The sequence below is a fragment of the Micromonospora sp. NPDC023633 genome, from assembly GCF_040640035.1.
In the GTDB taxonomy this organism is placed as follows: domain Bacteria; phylum Actinomycetota; class Actinomycetes; order Mycobacteriales; family Micromonosporaceae; genus Micromonospora.
The window spans coordinates 24,749-49,863 of record NZ_JBFABB010000048.1 but is presented as its reverse complement, the minus strand read 5'-3'; the positions used below and the strand labels follow the sequence as shown (position 1 = coordinate 49,863).

26 protein-coding genes, 1 tRNA gene and 1 pseudogene are annotated in these 25,115 nt (G+C 70.2%); 5 read left to right on the top strand and 23 right to left on the bottom strand.

Going from position 1 to position 25,115, the window contains the following annotated elements; genetic code table 11:
• Positions 1–218: 218 nt before the first annotated feature.
• The 3 genes from AB0G13_RS17090 to AB0G13_RS17080 all read right to left on the bottom strand — a co-directional run bounded on the left by AB0G13_RS17090 (position 219) and on the right by AB0G13_RS17080 (position 1,128).
• Positions 219–584 carry a hypothetical protein gene (locus AB0G13_RS17090; RefSeq protein ID WP_357875124.1) on the bottom strand — a complete coding sequence of 122 codons (366 nt, stop codon included), beginning with the start codon at positions 582–584 and terminating at the stop codon, positions 219–221.
• Between the two features lie 122 nt (positions 585–706).
• Positions 707–838 (bottom strand): hypothetical protein, encoded by a 132-nt coding sequence (locus tag AB0G13_RS17085; protein ID WP_357875132.1) that lies wholly within the window; start codon positions 836–838, stop codon positions 707–709.
• Entirely contained in the window at positions 817–1,128 is a 312-nt protein-coding gene (locus AB0G13_RS17080; RefSeq protein WP_357875130.1) for a hypothetical protein, read from the bottom strand. The genes AB0G13_RS17085 and AB0G13_RS17080 overlap by 22 nt, the downstream gene beginning before the upstream one ends.
• Between AB0G13_RS17080 and AB0G13_RS17075 the strand changes: the two genes are divergently transcribed.
• Positions 1,128–1,529, top strand: a complete 402-nt coding sequence (locus AB0G13_RS17075; protein ID WP_357875128.1) for a tyrosine-type recombinase/integrase — start codon at positions 1,128–1,130, stop codon at positions 1,527–1,529. The genes AB0G13_RS17080 and AB0G13_RS17075 overlap by 1 nt on opposite strands.
• Positions 1,530–1,543: 14 nt before the next feature.
• On the opposite strand, the gene AB0G13_RS17070 is transcribed toward AB0G13_RS17075, so the two are convergent.
• From AB0G13_RS17070 to AB0G13_RS17050, 5 genes are all read right to left on the bottom strand, one after another.
• Positions 1,544–1,619 (bottom strand) — tRNA-Arg (locus AB0G13_RS17070).
• Between the two features lie 227 nt (positions 1,620–1,846).
• Positions 1,847–3,037, bottom strand: coding sequence for an IS110 family transposase (locus tag AB0G13_RS17065; RefSeq protein ID WP_357875122.1), 1,191 nt, complete (start codon positions 3,035–3,037; stop codon positions 1,847–1,849).
• 426 nt (positions 3,038–3,463) lie between these two features.
• Positions 3,464–4,357 (bottom strand): RNA polymerase sigma-70 factor, encoded by an 894-nt coding sequence (locus AB0G13_RS17060; RefSeq protein WP_357875120.1) that lies wholly within the window; start codon positions 4,355–4,357, stop codon positions 3,464–3,466.
• A 102-nt stretch (positions 4,358–4,459) separates the two neighbouring features.
• Complete coding sequence (locus AB0G13_RS17055) at positions 4,460–4,843, bottom strand: DoxX family protein (RefSeq protein WP_357875119.1); 384 nt, start codon at positions 4,841–4,843, stop codon at positions 4,460–4,462.
• A gap of 135 nt (positions 4,844–4,978) precedes the next feature.
• On the bottom strand, positions 4,979–6,163 hold the full coding sequence (locus AB0G13_RS17050; protein ID WP_357875116.1) for an FAD-dependent oxidoreductase: 1,185 nt from the start codon (positions 6,161–6,163) through the stop codon (positions 4,979–4,981).
• Positions 6,164–6,629: 466 nt separating this feature from the next.
• On the opposite strand from AB0G13_RS17050, the gene AB0G13_RS17045 reads away from it, so the two are divergent.
• Complete coding sequence (locus tag AB0G13_RS17045) at positions 6,630–7,187, top strand: ABC transporter ATP-binding protein (RefSeq protein ID WP_357875113.1); 558 nt, start codon at positions 6,630–6,632, stop codon at positions 7,185–7,187.
• Positions 7,188–7,245: 58 nt separating this feature from the next.
• Here the strand turns inward: AB0G13_RS17045 and AB0G13_RS17040 are convergent, their stop codons facing one another.
• The gene (locus AB0G13_RS17040; RefSeq protein ID WP_357875110.1) at positions 7,246–7,797 is read right to left on the bottom strand and encodes a helix-turn-helix domain-containing protein; all 552 of its coding nucleotides are present in this window, start codon (positions 7,795–7,797) and stop codon (positions 7,246–7,248) included.
• A 73-nt stretch (positions 7,798–7,870) separates the two neighbouring features.
• Entirely contained in the window at positions 7,871–8,764 is an 894-nt protein-coding gene (locus tag AB0G13_RS17035; RefSeq protein WP_357875107.1) for a T6SS immunity protein Tdi1 domain-containing protein, read from the bottom strand.
• A gap of 238 nt (positions 8,765–9,002) precedes the next feature.
• Between AB0G13_RS17035 and AB0G13_RS17030 the strand changes: the two are divergent.
• Positions 9,003–9,449, top strand: a pseudogene (locus tag AB0G13_RS17030) (transposase); the annotation flags it as partial.
• 128 nt (positions 9,450–9,577) lie between these two features.
• Here the strand turns inward: AB0G13_RS17030 and AB0G13_RS17025 are convergent.
• Positions 9,578–9,781 (bottom strand): cold-shock protein, encoded by a 204-nt coding sequence (locus AB0G13_RS17025; protein WP_013283833.1) that lies wholly within the window; start codon positions 9,779–9,781, stop codon positions 9,578–9,580.
• 212 nt (positions 9,782–9,993) lie between these two features.
• Between AB0G13_RS17025 and AB0G13_RS17020 the strand changes: the two genes are divergently transcribed.
• A complete protein-coding gene (locus AB0G13_RS17020) occupies positions 9,994–10,647 on the top strand; it encodes a helix-turn-helix domain-containing protein (protein ID WP_357875126.1) in 654 nt (217 codons plus the stop codon).
• A gap of 54 nt (positions 10,648–10,701) precedes the next feature.
• Here the strand turns inward: AB0G13_RS17020 and AB0G13_RS17015 are convergent, their stop codons facing one another.
• Positions 10,702–10,998, bottom strand: a complete 297-nt coding sequence (locus AB0G13_RS17015; RefSeq protein WP_043326983.1) for a helix-turn-helix domain-containing protein — start codon at positions 10,996–10,998, stop codon at positions 10,702–10,704.
• Positions 10,999–11,991: 993 nt separating this feature from the next.
• Here AB0G13_RS17015 and AB0G13_RS17010 point away from each other — a divergent pair.
• Positions 11,992–13,305 (top strand): reverse transcriptase family protein, encoded by a 1,314-nt coding sequence (locus AB0G13_RS17010; RefSeq protein ID WP_357875103.1) that lies wholly within the window; start codon positions 11,992–11,994, stop codon positions 13,303–13,305.
• Positions 13,306–14,227: 922 nt separating this feature from the next.
• On the opposite strand, the gene AB0G13_RS17005 is transcribed toward AB0G13_RS17010, so the two are convergent.
• The 11 genes from AB0G13_RS17005 to AB0G13_RS16955 form a co-directional block, all read right to left on the bottom strand.
• Positions 14,228–14,812, bottom strand: a complete 585-nt coding sequence (locus AB0G13_RS17005; protein WP_357875100.1) for a hypothetical protein — start codon at positions 14,810–14,812, stop codon at positions 14,228–14,230.
• Between the two features lie 141 nt (positions 14,813–14,953).
• Positions 14,954–16,186 carry a serine protease gene (locus AB0G13_RS17000; protein WP_357875097.1) on the bottom strand — a complete coding sequence of 411 codons (1,233 nt, stop codon included), beginning with the start codon at positions 16,184–16,186 and terminating at the stop codon, positions 14,954–14,956.
• 220 nt (positions 16,187–16,406) lie between these two features.
• Positions 16,407–17,618, bottom strand: coding sequence for a low temperature requirement protein A (locus AB0G13_RS16995; protein WP_357875094.1), 1,212 nt, complete (start codon positions 17,616–17,618; stop codon positions 16,407–16,409).
• Positions 17,619–17,840: 222 nt separating this feature from the next.
• Complete coding sequence (locus tag AB0G13_RS16990) at positions 17,841–18,383, bottom strand: hypothetical protein (RefSeq protein WP_357875091.1); 543 nt, start codon at positions 18,381–18,383, stop codon at positions 17,841–17,843.
• 189 nt (positions 18,384–18,572) lie between these two features.
• Entirely contained in the window at positions 18,573–18,935 is a 363-nt protein-coding gene (gene mnhG, locus AB0G13_RS16985; RefSeq protein WP_089002240.1) for a monovalent cation/H(+) antiporter subunit G, read from the bottom strand.
• Positions 18,932–19,195 (bottom strand): monovalent cation/H+ antiporter complex subunit F, encoded by a 264-nt coding sequence (locus AB0G13_RS16980; RefSeq protein WP_089002241.1) that lies wholly within the window; start codon positions 19,193–19,195, stop codon positions 18,932–18,934. The genes mnhG and AB0G13_RS16980 overlap by 4 nt, the downstream gene beginning before the upstream one ends.
• Positions 19,192–19,818 carry a Na+/H+ antiporter subunit E gene (locus AB0G13_RS16975; protein WP_357875088.1) on the bottom strand — a complete coding sequence of 209 codons (627 nt, stop codon included), beginning with the start codon at positions 19,816–19,818 and terminating at the stop codon, positions 19,192–19,194. Before AB0G13_RS16975 ends, AB0G13_RS16980 begins: the two co-directional genes overlap by 4 nt.
• Positions 19,815–21,392 carry a Na+/H+ antiporter subunit D gene (locus AB0G13_RS16970; protein ID WP_357875085.1) on the bottom strand — a complete coding sequence of 526 codons (1,578 nt, stop codon included), beginning with the start codon at positions 21,390–21,392 and terminating at the stop codon, positions 19,815–19,817. The genes AB0G13_RS16975 and AB0G13_RS16970 overlap by 4 nt, the downstream gene beginning before the upstream one ends.
• Complete coding sequence (locus AB0G13_RS16965) at positions 21,389–21,862, bottom strand: Na(+)/H(+) antiporter subunit C (RefSeq protein ID WP_357875082.1); 474 nt, start codon at positions 21,860–21,862, stop codon at positions 21,389–21,391. Before AB0G13_RS16965 ends, AB0G13_RS16970 begins: the two co-directional genes overlap by 4 nt.
• Positions 21,859–24,696 carry a Na+/H+ antiporter subunit A gene (locus tag AB0G13_RS16960; protein ID WP_357875079.1) on the bottom strand — a complete coding sequence of 946 codons (2,838 nt, stop codon included), beginning with the start codon at positions 24,694–24,696 and terminating at the stop codon, positions 21,859–21,861. The genes AB0G13_RS16965 and AB0G13_RS16960 overlap by 4 nt, the downstream gene beginning before the upstream one ends.
• A 121-nt stretch (positions 24,697–24,817) precedes the next feature.
• A complete protein-coding gene (locus tag AB0G13_RS16955; RefSeq protein WP_357875076.1) occupies positions 24,818–25,114 on the bottom strand; it encodes a TrkA C-terminal domain-containing protein in 297 nt (98 codons plus the stop codon).
• Between the last annotated feature and the right edge of the window lies 1 nt (position 25,115).

Here is a 25,115-nt window from a genome sequence, read left to right as displayed (position 1 = left end):
ATCTCTGAACGCCCGCCCTCATCAGGACAAGGTTCTAGACCGCACGTCAAGCATGTCCTGGGACGGATCCGTCAAGCATGTGGTGGGACTAGACAGCTGTCCTGCCCCGGTTGATGGTTGACACTGCGGCCTCAGCTGATGCTTTACATGAGCGCGACACCGCGCGGATCTCGGTAGATCCGAGGAACCGATCATGGCGTCGACGTCCGGCGACGCAGTCAGTCAGCCGTCAGGTCCGCAAGGACGGCGGCACGGCCCTGTTCGTACTCTGCGAGGGCGGCAGGTTCGCTGGAGAACTGATCCGTCCAGAATCCATGCCGAAGCCAGGGCCGGGGAGCGAGCCGAAGCGACCCGTCACTGTCCAATGCCACCGACCAGCAGCTAGGGATGCGCCCGTCCACGGTCTCGAACATCTCCGGGCTCCAGATGGAGTCGGTCCCCTCATCGTCGACGACCCGCACGTAGAACGCGTCAGCCCAGTAGGAGATCTCCAGAACGGGATAGGACCTGCCGACTGTCATGCCGGGGTACGTATCAACTGGATCACCAAAAGCATCGATAATTCTGACGCATCGCACCAGCACTCGGCGATCCTACGGGACCGCCAACTGCCTGGTGGCCACCCATGGCGATCATGTCAAATGTTCTACGACGCCGTCTCGTCAACCATCATTCGAGACCCGGCCTCGCCGGCAGCCGACCGTCCCTACGCCTTCGCGGCTTCGCTGCGCTGGACGTTTTCGCTGACTAGCGCGGCTGCCATATCTGCGGGCACCTTCGATGTGTCGATGGTGAGGTCGGTAAGAGCCACCCAGATCATGACCTCGGCGGTGGACAACGGCATGATCCCTTCATCGCCATGCCGGGTGTCAAATTGCCTCGGATACCGGAAGCCGACCCGCACATCCTCACGTCGAGGAGGTCGACCGGCTCGCCTCGAACTGCGATCTCGCCGACCGGTTCCTGGTGCTGCTGCTCGCCTACGGCGGCCTGCGCATCGGCGAGGCGCTGCCGCTGCGCCGCCGTCACATCGACCTTACCAACGGCAGAGTGGTCATCGCCGATGCGGCCAGCGAGTTGCCGGGCGGCCCTGTCATCGACACCCCGAAGAACCATCAGCGCGAGCACTGCTGGTACCCGCGTTCGTCGCCGAACTGGTCGGGGAACACCTCGCTACCCTCCCCGACGACCCCGACGCCTTCGCCTTCCCTGGTCGGCAGACGCACACCGCCCACCGACAGCAGAGCTACTACGGCTTCCGCCGTCGCTTCATCCAAGCCGTGGCCGCCGCCGGGCTCGCCGACGTCACTCCGCACGACCTACGCGCCACCCACGCAAGCTGGGTGGCTGACTCTCACGGCGTACTCGTCGCCGCCCGACGGCTCGGTCATGCCAACGCCAATGTCACCACCCGGCACTACGCCCGCGCGATCGACTCCCGCGACGCCGAGGTGGCTGCTCACCTGGACAACCTCGGTCGGGCACGCAACGGGCACGGAAGCGCCGAGAGGAAGGAGAATGATCGTTGATCAAGGGTCTGACCTGGTGCCCCCGGCAGGATTCGAACCTGCGACACACGGTTTAGGAAACCGATGCTCTATCCCCTGAGCTACGAGGGCGCGAGGGCCTAGTCTAGCGACATGGGCGTTCACCTGGGGTGGCAGGGAGTGGCTCACGTTCACCCACATCACCCGGACCCCCGTTCTCCCAGCCCAGGACGGGTTGCCCGGTACGGCGTTCCAGTGCCGTACCCACACCCGGAGTCTCCATGTGACTCCCGTTGATCTTGGTGGGCTGGGTGGAGTGGCCGGCGCGATGGGGCCGCGTCGGCGGAGAGCGGTTTGGTTCAGGCTGCGGCGCGGATGGTTGATGCTGGTCGGCTGAAGGTCTTGCGATCACGGATAAGCGCCCAGAGGACGTCGACGCGTCGTCGGGCGAGGGCAAGGATGGCTTGGCGGTGGTTCTTTCCTTCGGCGCGTTTCCTCTCGTAATAGGCACGCGACGTGGGGCATTCCCTGGCGGCGGTGAAGGCGGCCATCCAGAGAATGTGTCGCAGCCGCCGGTGAAAGCGGCGGGGCTGCCGATGGTTGCCGGAAACTGTTCCGGAGTCGCGGGATACAGGTGCCAGGCCGGCGTGGGCGGCGAGTTTCGCGGGGCTGTCGTACTCGGTCATGCCGGCGGTGTGGACGAGCAGTTCGGCGGTGAGTAGGGGTCCCATGCCGGGCAGGCTGCTGACGATCGGCGCGAGTGGGTGTTGGTCGAGGTGTTCGGCGATGAGGTCGTCGACGGCGGCGATGCGTTGCTCGAGGGCGAGGATCTCGGTGGCCATCTGCCCGACCACCACAGCGGCGGCGCGTTGGCCGGGCAGGGTGACGGTCTGCTGCCGGGCGGCGGCCACCATCGCCTCGGCGACCTGGGCGGCGTTTTTGACGTGGCCGCGTCGGAGCAGGGCGGTGATGCGGCCGACGCCGGCGTGCCGGATCGCGGCCGGGGTCTGCCAGCAGGCGAGGACCATCATCGGCCCCTTCCGGTTCAGGTCCACGGCCCGTTCGAGGGCGGGACTGATGCCGGTGAGTAGTTCCTGCAACCGGAACAGGGTCGCGACGCGCTGCCCGACGAGATCGGCGCGGTAGCCGGTCAGCACGGTCAGCTCGGCGAGGAGCCGGTCAGACGGTTCCAGGACGGGGATGTCGGGGCGCATGCGGATGGTCTGGGCGATGACCACCGCGTCGCGGGCGTCGGTCTTGTTTTCTCCGGCGAACGCGGCGGCCATGTGGAACGCGACGGTGCCGGAGACGTAACGGACCTGGACCTGCCTGCGCCACAGCAGGGTCAGCAGCAGCGCCGACAGACCGGTGGTGACGTCGACCGCCCAGCAGACCGGACGGCCGTGCGTCGACACCTCAGCCATGACCGCCAGGAGAGCGGTCTCGTCATTGGCGACCCGGCGGGAGTAGACCAGCCGGCCGTCACCGTCGACGGCGGCCACGTGGTGGTGGGTCTTGCCGATGTCCACGCCGATCCACAGCTTTCCCACCGTCGTGCTCCCCTTCGTTGATCGGTTCTCTCGGATGGCACTCGTCTGCGGGTTCGGATTTGCCGGCACCTTCTAACGATGCGAACGCAGGTCGCGGGTCTCCATCAGCGGTCTACCGAATCTCGCAGACGACGAAGCGACGGGTGGCATCTCCTACCGTCAGCCAAACGATCACGGCGAAACACACGCAGCCATACCCGCCACTTCCTGGGCGTCAGGGTCTACGGCCACCAGGCCGCGCCCGTTCAACTCGGCGCGCCCGCGCGGCGGGAGTGGGTGGCACCTCGAGGCTTAGCCACAGGCAGGCGGAACACACTTCAGCCATTCCCACTCCCGGCCCGCGGGCACAGTAGCCCCGAGCCTGCCGCCGTCGCCGGCCGGCACCTCGGACACGGTGTGCGGGCCCGGAAACGGGGGAAGCTCAGTTCATCGCAGGGTGAGCGGGGTTTCGGATTCGACGCGGGTCAGCTTCTCGGGGTTGCGGACGTAGTAGAGGCCGGTGATGCGGGCGTCCTCGACACGGATCGCCAGGACGCCGTCGAGCTCGCCGTCCAGGCGTACGAGGAGTGCCGGGTTGCCGTTGACCACGGTCGGTTCACCGGTGAGCGTGCCGTCGACCTTGCCCAGGCCACCGAAGAACATACGGGCCACCTTTTCCGCGCCGGTGATCGGCCGCAGCGCGGCCTGCTTGACGCCGCCGCCGTCGCCCACCAGGACGACGTCAGGGGCGAGCACGTCGAGGAGACCCTGCAGGTCCCTGGTTTCGACCGCGCGTTGGAAGGCACCCAGAGCCGCTCGGGTCTCGCTCGGGGAGACCACCTGGCGGGGGCGGCGGGCATCGACGTGCTGGCGGGCGCGGTGCGCGATCTGGTGGACGGCCGCGGGGCTCTTGCCGACGGCGGCCGCGATCTCGTCGTAGCTGACATCGAAGGCCTCGCGCAGAACGAAGACGGCGCGCTCGGTCGGCGACAGTGTCTCCAGGACGATCATGAGCCCCATCGACACGCTTTCGGCGAGCGTGACGTCTTCGGCCACGTCCGGTGCGGTGAGCAGCGGGTCGGGCAGCCAGGGGCCGACGTAGGCCTCCTTGCGGCGTTTCATTGTGCGCAGCCGGTTGAGCGACTGCCGGGTGGTGATCCGGACCAGGTAGGCGCGCTGGTCGCGCACGTGCTCCGTGTCGACCTTGATCCACCGCAGCCAGGTTTCCTGGAGGACGTCCTCGGCATCGGTCGCCGATCCAAGCATCTCGTATGCGACGGTGAAGAGCAGGTTGCGGTGGGCGACGAAGGTGTCGGTCGCCGGGTCAGTGGCGTGGCTCACATCGCGTCCCTTCGTCGTCGCGGGCGGCCTGGTCACCGACGGCCGTCAACCGTCGGATCACCCGCGCCAACACGACACCACCCCGCCAGCGGCACGTCTTCATCAGGCGGTGAAAGGCTCGAGGCCGAAGCGGCCCCACGCGATGAAGGCTGCAAGCGCGACGTAGCCCAGGTTCACCATGACCAGTTTGAACTGATTGAGGCGGACATGGATGATCATCGCACCGACCATGAGCAGAACCCAGCAGACGGCAGTCACCGGTACCATGAACGGTGCGATGTCGAGCACGGCGGGCAGGATCAGGCCAACCGCGGCCAGGAGCTCGAGGACCCCGATGGTCTTGATGAAGCCGACGCTGGCGTGTCCGGTCCATTCCCCGCCATTAAGCGCAGCCAGTTTCTCCCTCGGTACGAACGTCTTGGTGATTCCGCCGGTCAGGGAGACTGCCGCCAGCAGCCCGCTGGCGATCCAAAGAGCGAGGTTCATGCGGTCTCTCCTTGCCTTGTGTGGGTGACTCCGGTGTCCTGGGACCATCCGGCACGGGCGGAGCTCCAATGGGACACCCTCGATTGTTGGTAGCCGTTCGACTGGGATCGCCGATGCGTGGCCCAGGCTGTCCGTTCAGCGGGTGGCCGGCGCCTCGCCGCGCTTGGCCCCCAGCAACTCCTGGCGCTTGTCGTCCTTGACCCAGGTGAGCGAGCCGGGCTTGCGTGCCTCGTCCGCCAGATGCTTGACGGTGTGCTTGCAGACGAACTCCTTGAGCTTCGCGCCCGCGCCGCCGCCGATGTACAACCCGTTCGCGGTGTCGTCCCTGGCGGCAAACTGGAAGATGCCGGCGCGACGCCCCAGGCTGATGCACTGGCCGAAGAAACCTAGGTTGATGGGCGACGGCTGCGCACCCGCGATCCGGGCCAGCACCGTGTCGGCGGCGTGCGCGCCGATCCTCGTCGCGGCCTGGCAGCTCATCCGGAACGGCAGGTCCGACGGGGCCGCCGAGTCCCCGGCCGCGACGATGCGCGCGTCGTCCACGCTCGTCAACGTCTCATCGGTGAGCAGGCGGCCCAGCGCGTCAGTGCTCAGCCCGCTGCGGCCGGCCAGGTCCGGCACGCCGAACCCGGCGGTCCAGATGGTCACCGTGCTCGGCACCTCTCGGCCGCCGCCGAGCCGTACGGCATCGCGAGTCACCGCCGTCACCTTCGCGCCGGGGCCGTCGAGCACGGTCACACCGAGCCTGGCCAGCCGCCTAGCAACCGAGCGCCGACCCCGGGCGTGCAGATACGGGCCGAGCACCCCACCGCAGACCAGGGTCACCGTACGGCCTGCCTCCGCCAGCTCGGCGGCGGTTTCGATGCCGGTCGGACCGGCTCCGACAACTGTCACCGGGGCCGTTGTGGGAGCGGCGTCGACGACCGGCCGCAGCCGCTGTGCCTCCTCCAGGCTGGCGATCGGGTAGGCGAACTCGGCCGCTCCGGGCACGTCCAGGTGGGCGCTGCCACTGCCCACCGCGTAGATCAGGTAGTCGTAGCCGACGGTGCCGCCGGCCGCCAACGTCACGCTGCGCTCGGCCGCGTCGATCCGGGTCACCGTGTCGACCACCAGCCGGACGCCCTCGGCCAGAACCTCTCGGTAGTCGACGACCGCGTCATCGGACCCGCCCACCACTTGGTGCAGGCGGATCCGCTCGACAAACGTCCGGCGCGGGTTGATCAACGTCACAGCTACAGCGTCGCGCTGCGTCAGGCGATTGGCCGCCATGACACCGGCGTACCCGCCGCCGACCACGACCACATCGATGTTCCCAGCCATAGTGGCTCCTCCGTTTTAAGGGGTTCGGCCTCAAGACACCGCGTGACCGACCGTGCTGACATCGTGTGAGGCAGGCCACTCCACAGGCGTGGGCTCGACAGGCGGGAGCCCCGGCGGGGCGAACGCTTCGAAGCGGGCCTCGGCCGCGACCACCGTGGAACCGTGTAGTTCTCCCGCGACGCGGAGCGCTTTCTGCCAGTCCTTGCGGGTTGGTGTAGCGCAGCTGGCCGGCACCAGATGCACGACGCACTGCTGGCCTGCGCCCACCCAACTGAACCTGGGCGAGTGCCGACAGTGGCCGTTGCCGAAGTTCGGCAACGGCCACTGTCCGCATCTGTCACGACATCGGCCTGGAAAGCCGCTGGGGCGAAGGCGAAGCTGCCGGCATGGATGAAACCCGCCGCGTGCCGGCCAGGGCCGACACGTCGCTGCTACCTACTGTTGCCGCTGGGCGAGGGGATGTGCCGTGAACTCGGTGATCGAGGCCCGGAGCCTGACGAAGTTCTACGGCGGTCGCCGCGGTTTGGAAGATCTCGATCTGCGGGTCCAGCCGGGTGAGGTGTTCGGCTATCTCGGTCCGAACGGAGCCGGGAAGACGACCACGATCAGGCTGCTGCTGGATTTCATCCGTCCCACCCGGGGCACCGCCACAGTGCTCGGCGCCGTTCCCCGGCACGGCGTCGACACCCGCCGCCGGATCGGCTACCTGCCTGGCGAGCTGTCGTTCGAGGGACGGGAACGGGTGGCGGAGCTGCTGCAATTCTTCGGCGACGCCCGTGGTGGCGTATCCGCCCGACGCATCGGAGAGCTGGCGGAGCGGTTGGAACTGGACCTGTCCCGCAGGATCCGCGGCCTGCCGAAGGGCAACAAGCAGAAGGTCGGCCTGGTGCAGGCGTTCATGCACGAGCCGGAGTTGCTGGTCCTCGACGAGCCGACCACCGGCCTGGACCCGCTGATGCAGCAGGAGTTCCTGGAAATGGTGCGCGAGGCCCGCGCTAACGGGCAGACGGTGTTCATGCCCTAACCTGGCGGACCGGTGGTCACATGCGCCACCCCCGCGGGCGCCGACGATGTGCCTCCCGTCAGGTCCCGCGGTGACCAGGAGCAGGCCGTCGGTGGCGTCGATGTGAAGTCGGTGACCGGCGGGCCAACGCAGCGCCCGCAGCAGCGCGCGGGCGGCCGGCCGGCCGGCCGGCCGGCCGGCCGGACCACAGTGCTACGGACGATGCCGGATCCCTGGCCGCCCGGTGCTTGCCGATGGTCACCAACGACAAGCCGATACCGAACCAGTTGCGTACCAGTTGGCGTACCTGCGGGCGGGTCCACACCAGGCCCGGCAACGCGACCTGGTCGGGGTATTTGCCGAGCACCGCCCGCCGTACCCGGGCTTCCTGCTTCGGGTCCAAGGCCTTCCGCTCACCCGGACGTCGGCCCCGCTTACCGGCCTTGAGCGACCTGTTTCCCTCACGGTCGAAGGCGTTGACCCAACGCGAGACCGCCTGCGGTGACACACCGAGCACTGTGTCCACCGCCGCCTGGGTATGCCCCGCCTTGACCGCCGCGACAGCCCGACGGCGCAGATCCTCTTGTGCCTGAGGAGAAAGCCGCCGCGCATCCCGCACCGTAACGCCCATACACTGACAAAGATAACAAACTATTTGCGTTACGCCTCAAATGACCGTCGAGTCTGGTGAATGCCGGCTATCGCTATTGGCGGCGTTGTGCCGCCGCCGCGGTCAGGTCCGCAGCCGGGGTGCGTTTGCCGATGCGCCATGCTGCGATCATCTGGTCTCGCTCCAACGCCGACGTACCGAACAGCAACGCCCCGCCGTGACTGATGATCAGCTGAGCACCGCCGAAGCCCATCTGCCAGACGTACACCGCCTGCTCACCAGGCAGGCGTTCGATGCCAAACTCCAGGCCCGGCTGTAGCGCGTCGAGCTGCTGCTCGCCGAGCACCGCCCACTCCTTCTCCTCACCGGTCAGCGCTCCGGTGCCCGCGGCCACCCGGCCCCTCGGTAGCGGCTCGTCCTGAGGCGGGTCGACCTCGTCGAGGTCCAACGGCGCGCCGCCGGTCTGTACCAGGAACAACAGATGCTCCTTCAATTTGCGCCGCACCACATTGTCCGCAACCTCCGACCCGCCCATCGCCAGCGGCAGCTTGAACCCGAAGCACTCGTCGATCGCCGGTTCACCCAACGTCGCTACCGCGTCGTCATAGCACTGACGTTGAAGCCTCGTCTGCTGCGCGTGGCGATCCTCCAGGTGATCGAAGATCAAGTCTGACACGAAGCCTGAGTGTTCGACGTAGAAGCCGTACCGGTACAGCACGAGCACGTAGGTGTCGTCGTACTGCACCACGAGGTCGCCCCAGGCGGTCGTGAAGAGCGGGATCGCACCGGGATGCGACGGGAGGATCGTCTCCATCACCGGCAGCAGCAGCGCCGGATCGATGAGGCGCACGAAACCGTCCTGGGTGACCAGGGCGCCCTCATTCTTCCAGGCCTCCTCAATGCCGGGGGAAACGATCTCACCAAAACGCTCGACGACCTCGGCCGAGATGCTCCCCACCACCCGGTGGCCGTGCTGAAAGTGGCTCATTGCGCCTCTCTGACCGTGACGTTCGGTTGATCACCCCGCACGATAATGACGCACGAGGCGGCGCCGCGAACACCCACTCGGTGTCACGACCTAATACTCCAACGTCACTTGACTTCGGCGTTGGGCGTGGCGCAGGTATGAAGACGGCCACCGCGTTGATCATCGATGGTTTGTGAGGACAACCGAAGATCGTGCGGTGGCCGCGTGCCACAGCGTAGACGTTGATCGGTGGCGGGTCATCCTGGACGAGGCGGCGGCGCGTGTCGCTGACCGGTTCGTGCGGGCGGAGCCACGCCGGACCGCTGGGCAGTTCGTAAAAGGGCTGCTGTCGGGTCTGGAACGTAAGACCTGCTGGTCGCTTGCGGAGCGGGCTGGCCACTGCGATCCGCAGGCGATGCAGCGGCTGCTGCGCACGGCGGTGTGGGACGCGGGCCCGGGGTGAACCCGTTCGGCGACGAGACGCGACGCTGTCCGCGATGACGTGCGCGCCTGGCTGGTTGAGCAGCTCGGCCACCCTGACGCCGTGCTGGCCACCGACGAGACCGGGTTCTCGAAGAAGGGCGTGGGCTCGGTTGGGATGCAGCGGCAGTACACCGGCACCGCCGGGCGTGTCGAGAACAGCCAGGTCGGGGTGTTCCTGGCCTACGTCTCACCCCTGGGGCGGGCGCTGATCGACCGTAGGCTCTGAGCTGGCTCCACACCGAGATGACCGGCCTTCTGCCGATCGACGATTTTCGCGATGCCGTGGTGAGCGCATGAAACGCCGGACGGCGGCCCGCTGAACCAGTCGGGCCGCCGCTCACAGAATGTGGATCAAAGCGGGCGGATGTTCTCCGCCTGCGGGCCCTTCTGGCCCTGGGTGATGTCGAACTCCACCTTCTGATTCTCGTCGAGGCTGCGGAAGCCGCTCGCCGAGATCGCGGAGAAGTGAGCGAAGACGTCGGCGCCGCCGTCGTCCGGGCTAATGAAGCCGAAGCCCTTGTCGGCGTTGAACCACTTCACGGTACCGGTAGTCATGTCTGCTCCTTCGCAGGCTGTCAGAGACCGCACTGTGCGGACCCTTACGCCGCCGCGTTGATCACCCGCGTCGAAACGACACGAAAAACGAAAAGCGCCTGGATGGGTTTCAGATGCCCCATCAGGCGCCGGAAAACGTCTACGGAAATCAAAACTGCAACTCAGCTACCGTAGCACATGATCCGTCGTCGATCCCACGTCGGTGAGCGGACCTGGCCACTGAGCTTGCTTTCCTGCGGAGGCGCGCCCGGATCCACGCCGCGCTCGGCGACCCGGCGCGCCTGGCGACCGTGGACGCGCTCACCCTGGGCGACGCCGCTCCCGGCGAGATCGCCCAAGACCTGGGGATGCCGACGAACCTGGTCGCCCACCACGTCAAGGTCCTCGCCGAGGCCGGCCTCGTGGTCCGTGGCCGGTCCGAGGGCGACCGCCGCCGCACCTACCTGCGACTGCGACCCGAAGCCCTCGCCACACTGACCCCGGCGCCGCTGACCGGCGTCGGTCGGGTGGTGTTCGTCTGTACCCGCAACCCCGCCCGCTCGCAGCTTGCCGCCGCTCTGTGGTCCGAGCGGCCCCACACCGCGGCGGCGTCCGCCGGCACGAAACCCGCCGAGCGGGTTCATCCGCGCGCCGTCGCCATGGCCCACCGGCACGGGCTGGGCCCTGGACCCGACCGCCACCTCCCATGTCGCCGACATCGTGCGCGACGACGACCTGGTCATCGCCGTCTGCGACAACGCCCACGAGGAACTCGGCGGGCTGGTCCGGGCCGGCTGCACTGGTCGGTGCCCAACCCGGTCCGGGTCGATACCGACGACGCGTTCGAGGCCGCGTTCGCCGATCTCGCCCGGGCCCGTTGTCGCTGACCTGGCAGGTCAGCAGGTCGTGGTGCTGCCACAGACTGCCGCCGCTGGCCCCCGCTACTGCTTCTCGTTCTGCCGGAGGGCTTCCTCGAGTTGGTCTTCCAAGATGATGATCCGGCAGGCGGCTTCCAGGGCGGTGCCCTGATCCACCATCTCCCGGGCCCGGGCGGCCAGACGCAACTGGTAGCGGGAGTAGCGGCGGTGCCCGCCGGCAGAGCGGTGCGGGTTGATCAGTTTCGCCTCGTCCAGGCGGCGCAGGAAGTCCTGCGTGGTGCCGAGCATCTCCGCGGCCTGACCGATGGTGTAGGCCGGAGTGTTCTCGTCGCCGAACATGTCATCGGGGTTTCGCCCCATGTCACCTCCACGTCGAGGGCCCCGGCGCTTACGCGCCGGGGCCCAGGGTTACGGGTCAGAACACCATCTACCGACAGGAACGTCGGCTTGTCGTATCCGCACCAGCCGCAACTGACGGCTTCGAGTGCGAGGATCGCATATGCGTGACCGGAGACCACCTCTCGTTCGATGGAAACTGCGGTGTCCGCCGAGCCTGGAATGACGGCTACTGGCGGGCGATCCAACGGTGTACGGCCCTCCCTTTCCTCTGCGTCTTCTTACCCTTGCGGTCGTACGGTTTGCCGGCGCCGGAGCCCACGCGACTTCATGGCCCCGACACGTGCGGCGAACATCAGCTGGAGCCCTGAGCAAGCCTTGGCCCCACCTGCGCGCCCCATCGCGCATCACACGTTGGGGCTGACGTACTCCTACTGCCGTTCTGGCGGAAACGAATCCCGCTTCTTGCCGTCCGTCGTGACCTCACGGCCGGGCGGCCCGTCTGCGTCTTGACAGATCTTCTCTCTCGACTCGAAGAAGAGTATTCCACAGCGCCGAGGATGTCTAGTCGTTCCAGCCTAGATTCTCTGGTCGGACGTCGTCAGGGTCACCGGCGTGCCCCAGCAGGCACGGCGAGGGCCGCGCCGACATCGACCCGACACCGGTACCGCCTACCGACCGATCAACAGCGCCGTACGGTCGCGACGCACTCCGGCCGGCACGCCCGTTGTCCCACGACAGCGAGACCCAGCCCTGCACGGTTCTCTCCACCGCGCCACGCGCATCGCGGACACCCATGACGGTCCCCGTTCTCTACGCTGCTCCCATGGCAGCGTGTCCCGAGCTGACCAGGCCGCTCCCCCACGCGGGGTCCGGTCATGGTCTCTCCGGGGCAACCCCGGGGACGCGACACTCACCTCGGCACCACACCACAGGTGCGTCGGCACGCTCCGCGAGCCTGTGCACCCGTACGACCGGGCATCGTCGGGACACGCTGCCACCCCTACCGGCCTGCCCGTGACCACCATCCACGCCCTGGCCACCGCGCTCGCCGACGCGTTCCTCGCCGGCGAGGGCTGGCGCCGCGCCGATCTCGTCGGCCAGGGTGGGCTCGTCCTCGGGGTCCGGCGGCGATGGCTGCGGCCGGTCGCCGACGCGGTGCTGGCCGCCTACCCGCACCCACCCACCGACCGGCCACGCGAACTGGCCACGTTCCTGAGCACCCTCGACCCGCTCCGCGCGGCAGTCGCCGCCGCCCGCCAGCACCAGCGGCCGATCGTCATCCGCGCGCGGCCCGTGACGCCGACCCGCACCGTCCGCCGTCCCTGGCGCACCCCCGTCATCGACACCGTCGGCGACCTGGCCGCGATGCTCGACCTGAGCATCGAGCACCTCGACTGGTACGCCGACCGACGCGCCATGAACCGGCGCGCCACCGCCCACCGGCTGCACCACTACCACTACCGGTGGACCGACCACGGTCGGCTGATCGAGGCACCGAAGTCTCGGCTCCGCGCCCTGCAACGCCGGCTCCTCGCCGAAATACTCGGCCCCATCCCGGTCCACACCGCCGCGCACGGCTTCGTACCCGGCCGCTCCGCGCACACCTTCGCCGCCGCCCACACCGCGCAGCCGGTCGTCGTCCGGATCGACCTGCTCGCCTTCTTCACCCACATCCCCGCCACCCGCGTCTACGGTCTGCTCCGCGCCGCCGGCTACCCCGAACCCGTCGCCCACACCCTCACCGGACTCTGCACCACCCGCACCCCACACCCCGTCCTCCGCCGCGCACCAGCCCACCTGCCGCACCGGGCGACGCGGCTCGCCACGCTGCGAACCGGCCACCTGCCCCAAGGCGCGCCCACCTCACCCGCACTGGCCAACCTGTGCGCCTACCGACTCGACCGACGCCTCACCGGCCTCGCCGACGCCTTCGAGATCACCTACACCCGGTACGCCGACGACCTCGCCTTCTCCGGCGACCTCACCACCCGCCGAATCCACGACCTGATCACCGCCGTCACCGACATCGCCCGCGACGAGGGCTTCCAAGCCCACCCAGGTAAGACCCGCATCCGCGGGCGCGCCGACCGGCAACTTCTCGCCGGACTCGTCGTCAACCAACACCCCGCCACACCACGCGACGAATACGACCGGCTCCGCGCCATCCTCCACAACGCTGCCCGCACCGGCCTCGCCATACAGAACCGGACGGGCCACCCCGATTTCGCTCAATACCTCATCGGACGAGTTCTCTGGGTCGGTCATCACCACCCAGCACGCGCAGCCAAACTCGCCGCGCTGCTGGCCCAAGCTCTTGCGGCACCGTAGACTGACGCGGCGCGGCAGCTTCGCCGGATCTCGGCAAGGACACGTCGAACCAACCGAAACATGGCCTGAGCAGGACTTACGCCTGTTCTGCTGATCTTCGGCAAGCGAGCACAGCAATGCGCGTGTGCGACCCGCTAACGTGAAGACGGAATAGGAACCCGCAGGTAGTAAGCCTCTGGATACAGATAGAGCGTCGTCTTAGGAAACCGATGCTCTATCCCCTGAGCTACGAGGGCGCGAGTCGTCAGTCTCGCGACCTCCGGGCTGACACGGGGTGGCAGGGAGTGGCCTGCGTTGACCTGCCTTGTCCGGGCCGGGCGACGACCCTACGTGGACCACACGGAGCGCGCCGACGACCATGATCATTGGCCAAGTGGCACCGGTGGAGAGCACACACCGCGCAAATCAGCCAAGATGATGACGTCTCCACCACCCCATCGGGCGGAGCTGCTGGCCCGCAGGAATCAGCCTCGGCGGCTTCGGGCGCCCACAGATCACGACGCGGATCCCGGGCCAGCGTTCGGCGGGACGGTGGAGAGCGAGTCGTTGCCGGGAGGCTTTCGGGTTGACCCTGGTCTGACCACGCCGCCATACCCCCGCTGAGCAGGTCGTCGAGGCCGACCGGCGCGCAGACGACGAGCGGGGTCGTACCCGACAAGGCGTAGCGCCACGGCGGCGCCGTGCGCGGGCCGCGTGGCGAAAACGTCGGCGACCGGAACCCGAAGGGCCACCGGGTCGCCGCCGAGCCTCGCCGGACACCAGGCGTGCGCGGCCAACTCGTTCTTCGCCCTCCCACGGCGGGTCCACCCGTCGCAACCAGCCACTCGTCCACACCATCCCGCGCCCGGGGCCAGCCACGCACCCGTACGGAGAAGCGTGCCGGGTCGCGTCCGACGCCTGGGCCGCCGGCAGTCCCACGCAGTCAGTACTGGGTGATGATCAGATCCAGCTTTCGCTCGACGACCGTACGGCAGTGGTCGGCGAACGCCCGAAGTCCGGCCAGCACGCGGGCGAACGCCTGGTCGTCCTCCTCCTCAGCGTGCACCTTGTACACCCCGAGTTCGCTCATCTCGACGACGGAGAAGTCGCGCCGGACCGCGACGACGTCCAGCCTGTCGATCCGTTCGACGGCCGCGGCGAGGAACGCCGTCGCCGAGCACCGCCACCGGAAGCCCTGCCCGCTGGTGGCATGTTCGGCGAAGACCTCATCGCCGTGGACGATGCGGTAGGCCATCGAGCGCTCACGCTCCTCCCACGTGCGAGTCGCGCGGTGGCCCTTCGGGTCGAGCAGATATTCGGCCTGCTCGAACGAGCGGTCACCGAAGCTGTGGACCCAGCCGGCTCCGGCCGGTAGCACGGCGAGAAGCTCCCGGCTGATGTCCGGCAGGGTTTCGCCGGCCCACGGCCGACAGAACGGCGGCTGCTCGCTGGCCAACTCCCACAGCACGGGGTCGGCACGAATGGCCCGTACCGGATCGGCGCCCAACGGCAGAGCGATGCTCTCCATGTCGGTACCCACGGCACGAGCTCAGCACATCAACGCACGGCTACCCACACCAGCGTTGCCTGTAGTTGCACAGGTGCAGGATGCCGAAGGGCCGCCGGAGCGCGCGATCGCGCTCCGGCGGCCCGCCGTTGTCAGCCGTCGTCAGCCGTTGTTGTCGATCAGGCTGGCGATCTGGCTGTAGATCAGGTGCGCCTTCGCGCCCTGGTTCGACGGGCAGCCGCCGAGGTGGTGCAGGGCGATCACCCGGTGGCTGGCGTTCAGCACGGGCGAGCCAGAGTTGCCGCCGGAGGTGTCACAGCTGTAGCTGATGTTCCAGCTGTTGTAGTTCGCGTTCTTGACGGTGCACGTCGCGCCGTTCTGGGTGTCCTCGAAGATCGACAGTCGCTTCGGGCTGCCGTCGCCGTGGCCCGGGATGTACATCCGCGTGCCGGTGCTGGTGGCGGTCGTCGCCAGGTACAGCGTGCCGAAGCTCTGGATGCTGGTGAAGTTGTTCACCGAGTACAGGGTGTAGTCCAGTTCGCCGGACCCACCGCTGCTCACCTTGTAGAGGGTGGCGCCGCTCACCTTGGTGCCGGCGCCGGGGTTCGCGCCGCCGCAGGTGGCGCACTGGTAGTTGAACTGCATCTCGCTGCCGCTGACGGCGGACTGCGTGGAGAAGCAGTGCTTGTTGGTCAGCATGCGGTTGGTGTTGCCGACCCGCCAGGTGGTGCACATGCCACCGCCGCTGATCAGCAGCCGCGCCACGGCCCTGCCGCGGGCGTACTCCGTGGGGTGGCTGTTCTGGTAGCAGACCACGTCGCGGCGGGCGTCGGTGCTGCAGACGGACTGCGTGGAGAGATTGTGCTGCGCGATCTCGGTGCGGTCGTAGCCGCGCCAGAACCGGTCGATGGTCGCGACGTTGCCGCGCGCGGCGCGGCTACTGTGCAGCGTCACCACCGCGGTGTCGCCGTCCACCGACATCGCCCAGAAGCCCGGCTGCCCGTCGGTGGTGTAGTCCGAGCCGGTCGCCCGGTTCAGGTAGCGGTCGTACCGGTAGCTCTCCCGGCCGTCGGGGCTCGACACCGTGACGTAGTCGCCGTGGGCCAGGCGCAGCGAGCTGAAGTGCACCTTGACGTACGACGCGCCGGGATGCCGGATGATCTGCGTCCGGCCGTCGCCGGCGGCGGAGAGCGCGCCCTCGACGGTGCGGAGCTCGCCGACCGTGGTGACGCCCTCCGCGTGGAACTGGTCCGCCTCGGGTGCCCGCTGGGACTGCGGTGCGAGAGGTTGGACCGCGGACGCCTCGGCAGCGGGTATCGACATCAGACTCAGCCCGAGCGTGCAGGCGCCGAGTGCGACCGCCGCCGTTCGCAGGCGGCGTAGGGCATGTTTCATCGTCGCTCCTCCCCAGGAACCAGCACCCAGACGTGCTTGCAGCCTTCATACACGAGATCAACCAAGACATGCAAGTTTATCGATGCTATGCCGAGGTCGACCGCAGCCCCCGTTCGCCGGCGAAGCGCCGAGGACGGGCTCCGGTGAGGCGCCGAAGACCAGCTCCGCACGGCCATCATCTGATCGCGGTGCCGCCCGCGCCGGTACGGGCACGGGTCGGTCAGTGCGCCGGTGACGGCGCCTCCGGCGGGCGACCGGCGGCGTGGGAGGCGTCGGCGAGGGCGACGCCCAGCAGGACCAGCGCGGCCACGGCCGAGGCGGCCAGCGGTGGGGCGAGGAGGAGGGGTACGGCTGCGGCGGCCAGGATCGCGATGGCCACGATCCGCCGGATCGACAGCCGGTCGAACACGACACGCTCCAGCCGGATGCGGCCGTAGAGGAACAGCGCCGGCCCGCCGAGGATCACCGCGAGCCACACCGGTTCCGGCCGGCCACCCGGGTGTTTGAGCGCGAGCTCGTAGCCGACGGCGGTGGCGACGATGCCGATCACCATGACGACATGGGCGATGCCGGTGGCCTGGCCGGCGGCCAGCCGGTCACCGGCGCCGGCGACGGCGTCGGCGATGACCTGCCCGGAGCGGTAGAAGTAGATCCGCCACAGCAGCACCGTGGTCAGGAACGCCACCACGAGCGCCGCCGACGTCGCCGGGGTGACCGGCAGGTCGGTGAGGGTGATGCCCACGACGAGGATGGTCTCGCCGAGGGCGATCATCAGGAGCTGCTGGTAACGGTGGGGCAGGTGGTGGCCGCTGTGCACCGCCCAGGCGCTGACAGGTGGCCGGGCCATGCCGGGCACCGGCCAGCGCAGCTGAGCGACGACGATGTCCACGGTCACGGCGACGCCCCACAGGGCGGCGCGAGGCCAGCCGCTGACCGCCGCACCCCCGAACCAGAGCACCGCGCCGACCGCGCACCACAGCATCGACCGGACGTAGAGTCCGCGCAGGATGTGCCCGCGCAGGAGGGGCAGGAGGATCAGCGGCCGGGCGCAGTGCAGGATCACGTACGGCAGCACGAACGCCAGGCCGCGGCCCCCGAACGCGTAGGGCAGCGACGAGGCCATGATCAGCAGACCGAACGCGCTGGCCAGCACCACCAACTGGATCTTGCCGCGCCGGGGGTCGAACCAGCTGGTGATGTGCGCGGTGGTGATCCACACCCAGATCACCGGCAGCGCCAGCACCAGCAGGTACGCCAGGGAACGCCACCGGACGAGTGGATCGCCGCTGGTGATGTCCCGCACGACGCGGCTCACCACGCCGGACAGGGCGAACACCAGCACCAGGTCGACGAACAGCTCCAGGAAGTTCGCCTGCCGCACGTCCTCGCGCCGTTCCAGCAGGTTCCGCCCCTGACCGTCCCGAAGCCCCATGTCGCCCATGCTCGCGGCTGGCACGTCGCCGTACGGGCATGTTCGGGGTGCTCCACCCGGTAGGAGCGGGTCGGTTCGGGTCGTCGGAGCCTCGGCGGCGCGCTCGCGACGAGCTGGGCCAGGGCGTGGCGGCCCGGGTCGGCATTCTCGCGGCCGGGCGCACCGGTCACGGAGCCCGGGTACGCGTCCGCGCCTCGACGGTCTCCGCGGGTGGGCGCCCCGTCACCGCCAGTGCCCGCGGTACTTGCGCTGGTACTTCGGGTCGGCCTCCGCGTCGATCAACTCCCGTGCCGTCCGCTCGACGGCCGGATCGCCGACGGCGTCGTGGAGGTGCCGCAGCCCTTCGACGATGTCGCTGCGCACCAGGGTGCCGTTCTTCTCGTCGGCGGCTTCCCGGTACCGCCGGGCCAGGGCCGCCACGACGGCGTGGCGCTGGCTCTCCCCGGCCAGGCCGATCTTCCACAGAGACCGGAGGGCGTGGCGGGCGGTGACGAACCGCTCGTCCCTGCTGACCGCCACCAGCGCGTCCAGGTCGCGCAGGATCCGCTCCGACGGGTGGCGTGCGGCGAGGTTGCACAGGAGCTGCGCGGCGATGGCCCGGTTGTGGTTGTCGGCGTCGCTCAGGTGGCCGACGAGGTCGTCCCAGACGTCGTCGGCCCAGGGCACCGGCTCGCTCGTCGCCTCCATCAGGGCCGTGTAGGCGGCGTTCTGGCGCGTGCGGTCCGTGCCCCACGCATCGGCGTACTGCGCCGGTGCTCCGTCCATCGTTCGGCCTCCGGTGGTCCACGTCGCTGCCGGCTTCGGGGGATGGCACCGTCGTTCCGGTCGACGGGCCCCCAGCAGGTTGCCAGAGAGCCGCCGCCGGGTGCAGCCCGCCGCGCGGGGGGCACGGGAGGCGACCGTACGTCCGCCCGGGCCCGCCGCCCCCCTGCGGACGCCGGCCGGGGGCGCCGGTCAGGACCGGCCGGAGCTGATCCGGTCCAGGTGGGGCGCGAGTTCGTCGGTGATCAGCAGGTCGCGGCGGATCTCGTCGTGCGGGTAGCCGGCCCGGCCCACCATGTGCGCCGCGACGGGCGCGGTGGCGAGCTGGAAGGCGCCGACGAGGACGAGGGTGGTGATGTCCACGCCGGTGCGCAGGCGCAGCGCGCAGCCGAGCAGCACGAGCAGCAGGCCGAGCACCTGGGGCTTGGCCGCCGCGTGCATCCGGGCGAGCAGGTCGGGGAAGCGCAGCAGCGCCGCCCCGGCGGCGACGCAGAGCAGCGCGCCGGCGATCAGGCAGACCGCGGCGGTGACGTCGAGGACGGCGTCGAGCGTCACTTGTCGTTCCTCCGGGCGGCGAAGCGGGCGACGCTGACCGAGCCGACGAACCCGAGGATGGCGAGGACGACCAGCACGGGCAGCGCGGTGGCGTCGCGGCTGTAGGCGGCCTCGGTGGCGATGGCGGCGACGACGACGGCGAGCAGGACGTCGGTGGCGACGGCGCGGTCGAGGATGGACGGTCCGCGGATGATGCGGACGAGGGTCAGGCCGACGGCCACGGCGAGCAGCGCGGCGACGGTCACGGCGACGACGGTCATGCGGGTGCCCCTTCCGGGTGGGCCGGCTCCGGCGGGCCGGCGGGGTGGGGTTGCGTCACGCGGCGCAGCTCGTCGGGCGAGCCGATGGCGGCGACGATCCGCGCTTCGAGGTCCAGCACGCCCTGCCGGAACCGCTCGACCTCGTCGCGGCTGCGGACGCCGATGACGTGCACGTAGAGGGTGCCGGTCGTCCGGTCGGCCTCGATGATGAGGCTGCCGGGCACCAGGGACAGCGCCTCGGCGGTCAGCGTGAGGTTGAGGTCGGTGTTGACCCGCAGCGGCACGGCGATGATCGCGCTGAGCGGGGGGTGCCCGAACCGCACCGCCAGCCAGGCGATCTGGGCGGAGGCGACCACGAGGTCCCGCAGGAAACGCACCCAGAACCGCGCGAGCGGCACCGGGCGGATTCGACCGGCGAAGGTCACCGGCGGCAGCGGGAACACCGCCAGCAGTACGAAGGAGAGCACCAGCCCGCTGATCAGGTTGGCCCAGGAGAGGGTGCCCCACAGCAGCACCCAGACGCCGGTCAGCCCGGTCACGGCGACGATCCGGTTGCGCCGGCGGGCCTTGCGGGTCAGCGGCGGGTTCGCCGGCCCGGTGGGGGGCGTCGGGTCGCCGGTCACGGGGCACCGTCCGGGAACACGGCCTCGACGTACGGGGTCCGGCGCAGCAGGTCGTCGGCGGCGTCGGTGCTGATGTCGAACAGCGGCCCGGCCACCACCGTCAGCGCCAGGCCGAGCGCCACCAGGGCGGCGGTCGACCCGATCATCAGCCGGGGCAGCACGACGCCCGACGCCTCGGGGTCCCGTTCCCGGTGCGGCTGCTCGGCGCCGCCGGTGCGGGCGGCGTGGGCGGTGTCGCCGGCGTCGGGCATGTCCGGGTGCGGGGCACGCCAGAAGGCCAGGTTCCACACGCGGGCGATGGCGTAGAGGGTGAGCAGGCTGGTGAGCAGCCCGCCGGCGACGAGCGTCCAGGCCAGCGGGCCGCCGTCGTCCACGCCGGCCTGGACGAGGCCGAGCTTGCCGAGGAAGCCGGAGAACGGTGGGATCCCGGCGAGGTTGAGCGCGGGTACGAAGAACAGCACGGCCAGCAGCGGCGACAGTCGGGCCAGCCCGCCGAGCCGGTCCAGGGCGGTGCTCCCGCCACGGCGTTCGACCAGGCCGGCGGCGAGGAACAGGGTCGTCTGGATGGTGATGTGGTGCACCACGTAGAAGATCGCCGCGGAGAGCCCGAGGGAGCTGCTCAGGCCGACGCCGAAGAGCATGTAACCGATGTGGCTGATGAGGGTGAACGACAGCAGCCGTTTGACGTCGGACTGGGCGACCGCGCCGAGGATGCCCACCACCATGGTCAGCGCCGCCACCACCAGCAGCAGGTCGGCGGTGCGGCCGCCGGGGAACAGCAGCGTCTCGGTGCGGATGATCGCGTACACGCCGACCTTGGTGAGCAGGCCGGCGAAGACCGCGGTGACCGGGGCGGGGGCGGTCGGGTAGCTGTCCGGCAGCCAGGCCGACAGCGGGAACACGGCCGCCTTGATGCCGAAGGCGAGCAGCAGCATCCCCTGCAGGACCAGCCGCAGGTCGTCCGGCAGCGCGTCGAGCCGGTCGACGAGCTGGGCCAGGTTGAGCGTGCCGGTCGCCGCGTAGACCAGGCCGATCGCGATCAGGAAGATCAGCGACGACAGCAGGCTGACCACGACGTACGTGGTGCCGGCCCGGATCCGGGTCTCCGTGCTGCCCAGGGTCAGCAGCACGTAGCTGGCCACCAGCAGGATCTCGAAGCCGACGTAGAGGTTGAACAGGTCGCCGGAGAGGAACGCGTTGCACACGCCGGCGGTCAGCACGAGGTAGGTCGGGTGGTAGACCGACAGCGGGGTCTCCTCGTTGCCGTCGGCCGTGCCCTGCCCGATCGAGTAGACCAGCACGCAGAGGGTGACGGCGGCGGAGACGACGAGCATCAGCGCGGCGAGCTGGTCGGCGACCAGGACGATGCCCAGCGGCGCGACCCAGCCGCCGACCTCGACGACCAGCGGCCCGTCGACGGAGGAGCGGACCAGCAGCGTGGCCGCCACGACCACGGTGGCGGTGAGGACGGTGAGGCTGACCCGGCGCTGGGCGCGGGGCCGGCCGACGAGCAGCAGCGTCAGGGCCGCGCCGAGCAGCGGCATCACCACCGGCAGGGGTACGAGCCAGGTCATCGGCCCCTCCCCGCGTTCCCGGCCGGGCTCGCCGTCCGGTCGTCGTCGGGCGCGGCGGCCGGTTCGCTCTCGCCGTCACCGGTGTCGGGGTCGTCGGTGCCCGGTCCCTCGTCCCGGTCGGCCAGCTCCATGATGCGGCGGTCCTCGACGTCGTCCTGCACCTCGTCGTGCCCGTTGAGGTGCCAGCTGCGGTACGCCAGGGCGAGCAGGAACGCGGTCATGCCGAGGGTGATGACGATCGCGGTCAGCACCATGGCCTGGGGCAGCGGGTCGCTCATGTCCCCCTCGGCGGTGGTGCCGACGATCGGCGGCCCGCCGGCCCTGCCGCCGGTGAGCAGCAGCAGGTTGGCGCCGTTGCCGAGCAGGATGACGCCCATCAGCACCCGGGTGAGGCTGCGTTCCAGCAGCAGCGTCACCCCGGCGGCGAAGAGGACGCCGACCACGAGGACGTAGGTCAGGTTCGGGTTCACACCAGCTCCTTCGCCCGGTCGTCGGCCTGTTCGGTCTCGGATTGGTCGGTCTCCTGCTGGCGGTCCATCTCCGCGCCCAGGCTGCGCAGGATGTCCAGGACCAGGCCGACCACGATGAGGTAGACGCCGACGTCGAAGAAGACCGACGTGACGAAGTGGACGTGGCCGAGGACCGGCAGGTGGAGGTCCAGCAGGGCGCTCTGCAGGAACTCGCCGCCCAGCAGCATCGCGGCGACGCCCGTGCCGACCGCGACGAACAGCCCGGCGCCGAGCACCGCGCCGGCGTCGACCGGGGCGGCCCCGTTGAGCTCGGTACGCCCGCCCGCCAGGTAGCGCACGGCCAGTGCGAGCCCGGCGACCAGTCCGGCGGCGAAGCCGCCGCCGGGGGCGTTGTGCCCGGAGAAGAGCAGGTAGATCGAGAAGAGCACGATGGCGTGGAACAGCAGCCGGGTGACGACCTGGAGGATGACCGACTGCTGGCGGGTGGTGGCGCCGGTGGTGAGCCAGCGTGGCCGCGCCGACTCGGTGCGGCCGACGCCGGGGATGCCCCGGCGCAGGTCGAGGTCCCGGGAGTGGCGGAAGATGAGGCTTGCCACGCCCGTGGCGGCCACCACCAGGACGGCGATCTCGCCCATGGTGTCCCAGGCCCGGATGTCCACCAGGGTCACGTTGACGATGTTCCTGCCGCCGCCGTAGGAGACGGCCTCGTCGGGGAAGTCGACGGAGATCGGGGTGGCCACCCGCGCTCCCGCCGCGACGTACGCCATGCCGGCGGTGACCACGCCCACGGCGACGCCGAGCGCGACGCGACCGCGCCGGCTGGCCCGGATGGGCCGCTCGGAGAACTTGGCCGGGAGGTGGCGCAGGACCAGCACGAACATGACGATCGTGACGGTCTCCACCAGGAACTGGGTCAGCGCCAGGTCCGGGGCGCCGTGCAGGATGAACAGCAGCGCGGTGCCGTAGCCGGCGACGCCGACGAGGATCATCGCGGTCAGTCGGCGCCGGGCGCGGGCGGCGGCCACGGCGGCCACGATCACCACCGCGGCGGCGACGGCCTGCAACGGGGTGTCCCACAGCTGGAACCGCTGCGGCCAGGGCAGCCCGGCCAGCAGCGCCCCACCCGGCAAGGCGATCAACACCAGCAGGATGACGCCGAGGTAGAACGGGAGGGATCCGCGCTGGGTGGCGCCGGTCAGCTCCACCGCCAGTCGGTCCACCCCGCCGATGAGCCGGTCGTAGACCGCGGCCCCGTCGAAGGGCAGCCGGGCCGCCGGGCCCAGCCGCCCCCGGTGCCGCAGGAGGAACAGTCCGACGCCGGCGGCGACCGCCAGCGCCGACAGGCCCAGCGCCGGGGTCGGCCCGTGCCACAGCGCGAGGTGGTAGCCGGGCTCGGCGCTCGGGTAGAGGTCCGCGTACGGGGCGAGGACCTCGTCGACGGCGGGCGCGAAGAGCCCCGCCGCCAGGCCTGCGGCGGCGAGCACGACGGCCGGCGCGAGGAAGGGCCACCGGACCGGCCGGGCCTGGGTGGTGGGGACGTCGCCTTTGGTGGCGAAGGCGCCCCAGACGAAGCGCAGCGTGTACGCCACGGTCAGCGCCGAGCCGAGCACCACGCCGGCGAGCACCGCCAGGTCGGCGGTGCCGCCGTGCAGGAACGCCTCGACCGCCGCCTCCTTGGCGACGAATCCGGCCAGCGGCGGGAGGCCGGCCATGGAGGCCGCCGCGAGGCCGGCCACCGCCGCGAGCGCCGGCGCCCGCCGCCCGAGGCCGCTGAGTTCGCGCAGGTCGCGGGTGCCGGCGACGTGGTCGACGACGCCGACGACGAGGAACAGGGTGGACTTGAACAGCGCGTGGGCCAGCACCATCGCCACGCCGGCCAGCGCGGTGTCGCGGGTGCCGGCGCCGAGGACCACCATCAGCAGGCCGAGCTGGCTGACCGTGCCGTAGGCCAGCAGCAGCTTCAGGTCGACCTGCCGCAGCGCCGCCCAGCCGCCGAGGAACATGGTGATCAGCCCGCCGACGAGCAGCACCGGCCGCCACGGCGTGACCCCGGCCACGGCCGGTCCCATCAGCGCGACGAGGAAGACGCCGGCCTTGACCATCGCCGCGGCGTGCAGGTAGGCGCTGACCGGGGTGGGCGCGGCCATCGCGCCGGGCAGCCAGAAGCTGAAGGGGAAGATCGCCGACTTGCTCAGCGCGCCGAGCAGGATCAGCACCAGGGCCACGGCCAGGTAGCCGCCGCCGGGCAGGTCCGTGGCGATCTCCGACCAGCGGTAGGTGCCGGCGTGCTGGCCGAGCATGACGAACCCGGCGAGCATCGCCAGGCCGCCGAGGGTGGTCACCAGCAGTGCCTGCATGGCCGCCCGCCGGCTGGCCCGCCGGGTCGGGTCGCTGCCGATCAGCAGGTAGGAGAGGACGGTCGTCAGCTCCCAGAACACGTAGAGCAGCAGCAGGTCGTCGGAGACCACGAGGCCGAGCATCGCCCCGGCGAAGGCGACGAAGACCGCCGCGAAGCGGCCCAGGCCCGGGTCGTCGGAGCGGAAGTAGCGGGCGCTGTAGGCGAGCACGAGCGCCCCGACCCCGCCGACGAGCACCACCATCAGCCAGGCCAGGGTGCCCATGCGCAGGGCGATCTCCAGGCCGAGCTGGGGAACCCAGGTGACCGTCTCGACGACCGGGGTGCCGGAGCGGACCGTTCCGGTCCGGGTCAGCGCCCAGACCAGGGTCGCCGCGGGGGCCAGGGCCACCAGGTAGAGGGCCCGTCGCCCCCAGATACGTATCAGTCCCGGGGCGATCACGGCTGCGAGTGCGTGGACCGCCACCAGAACCAGCACATACCCTCCCCAGAGCTCGACAGCCGGTTAGCCAACCCTAACCGGTAAGGAGCGGATCCGCATCTCGGGCGATACCGACCGGACGGCGGGGCGGACCTGGACGCCGCGAACGCCCCGCTCGTCAGCCCCCCGCGAGGAGGTCAGCGGCGGCCGACGTGGCGGCCTCGGCGCCCGCGACCACGACCTCGTCACCGACGTGCAGGACGTACCCGTCGCCGGGGGTCGGCACGACCGTGCCGTCACGGACGACCGCGAGCAGCGCCAGGGGCTGCCCGGCCAGGCCGGTGTCGGCGAGGGGCCGCCCGTCGGCCGGCGAGCCCGCGCTGACGGGTATCCGCACGACGGAGACCCCGGGCAGCCGTCGCTCGAGCTCGGCGACGTGGTCCACCGTCACCGCCTCGTCCAGCACGGTCGCCACG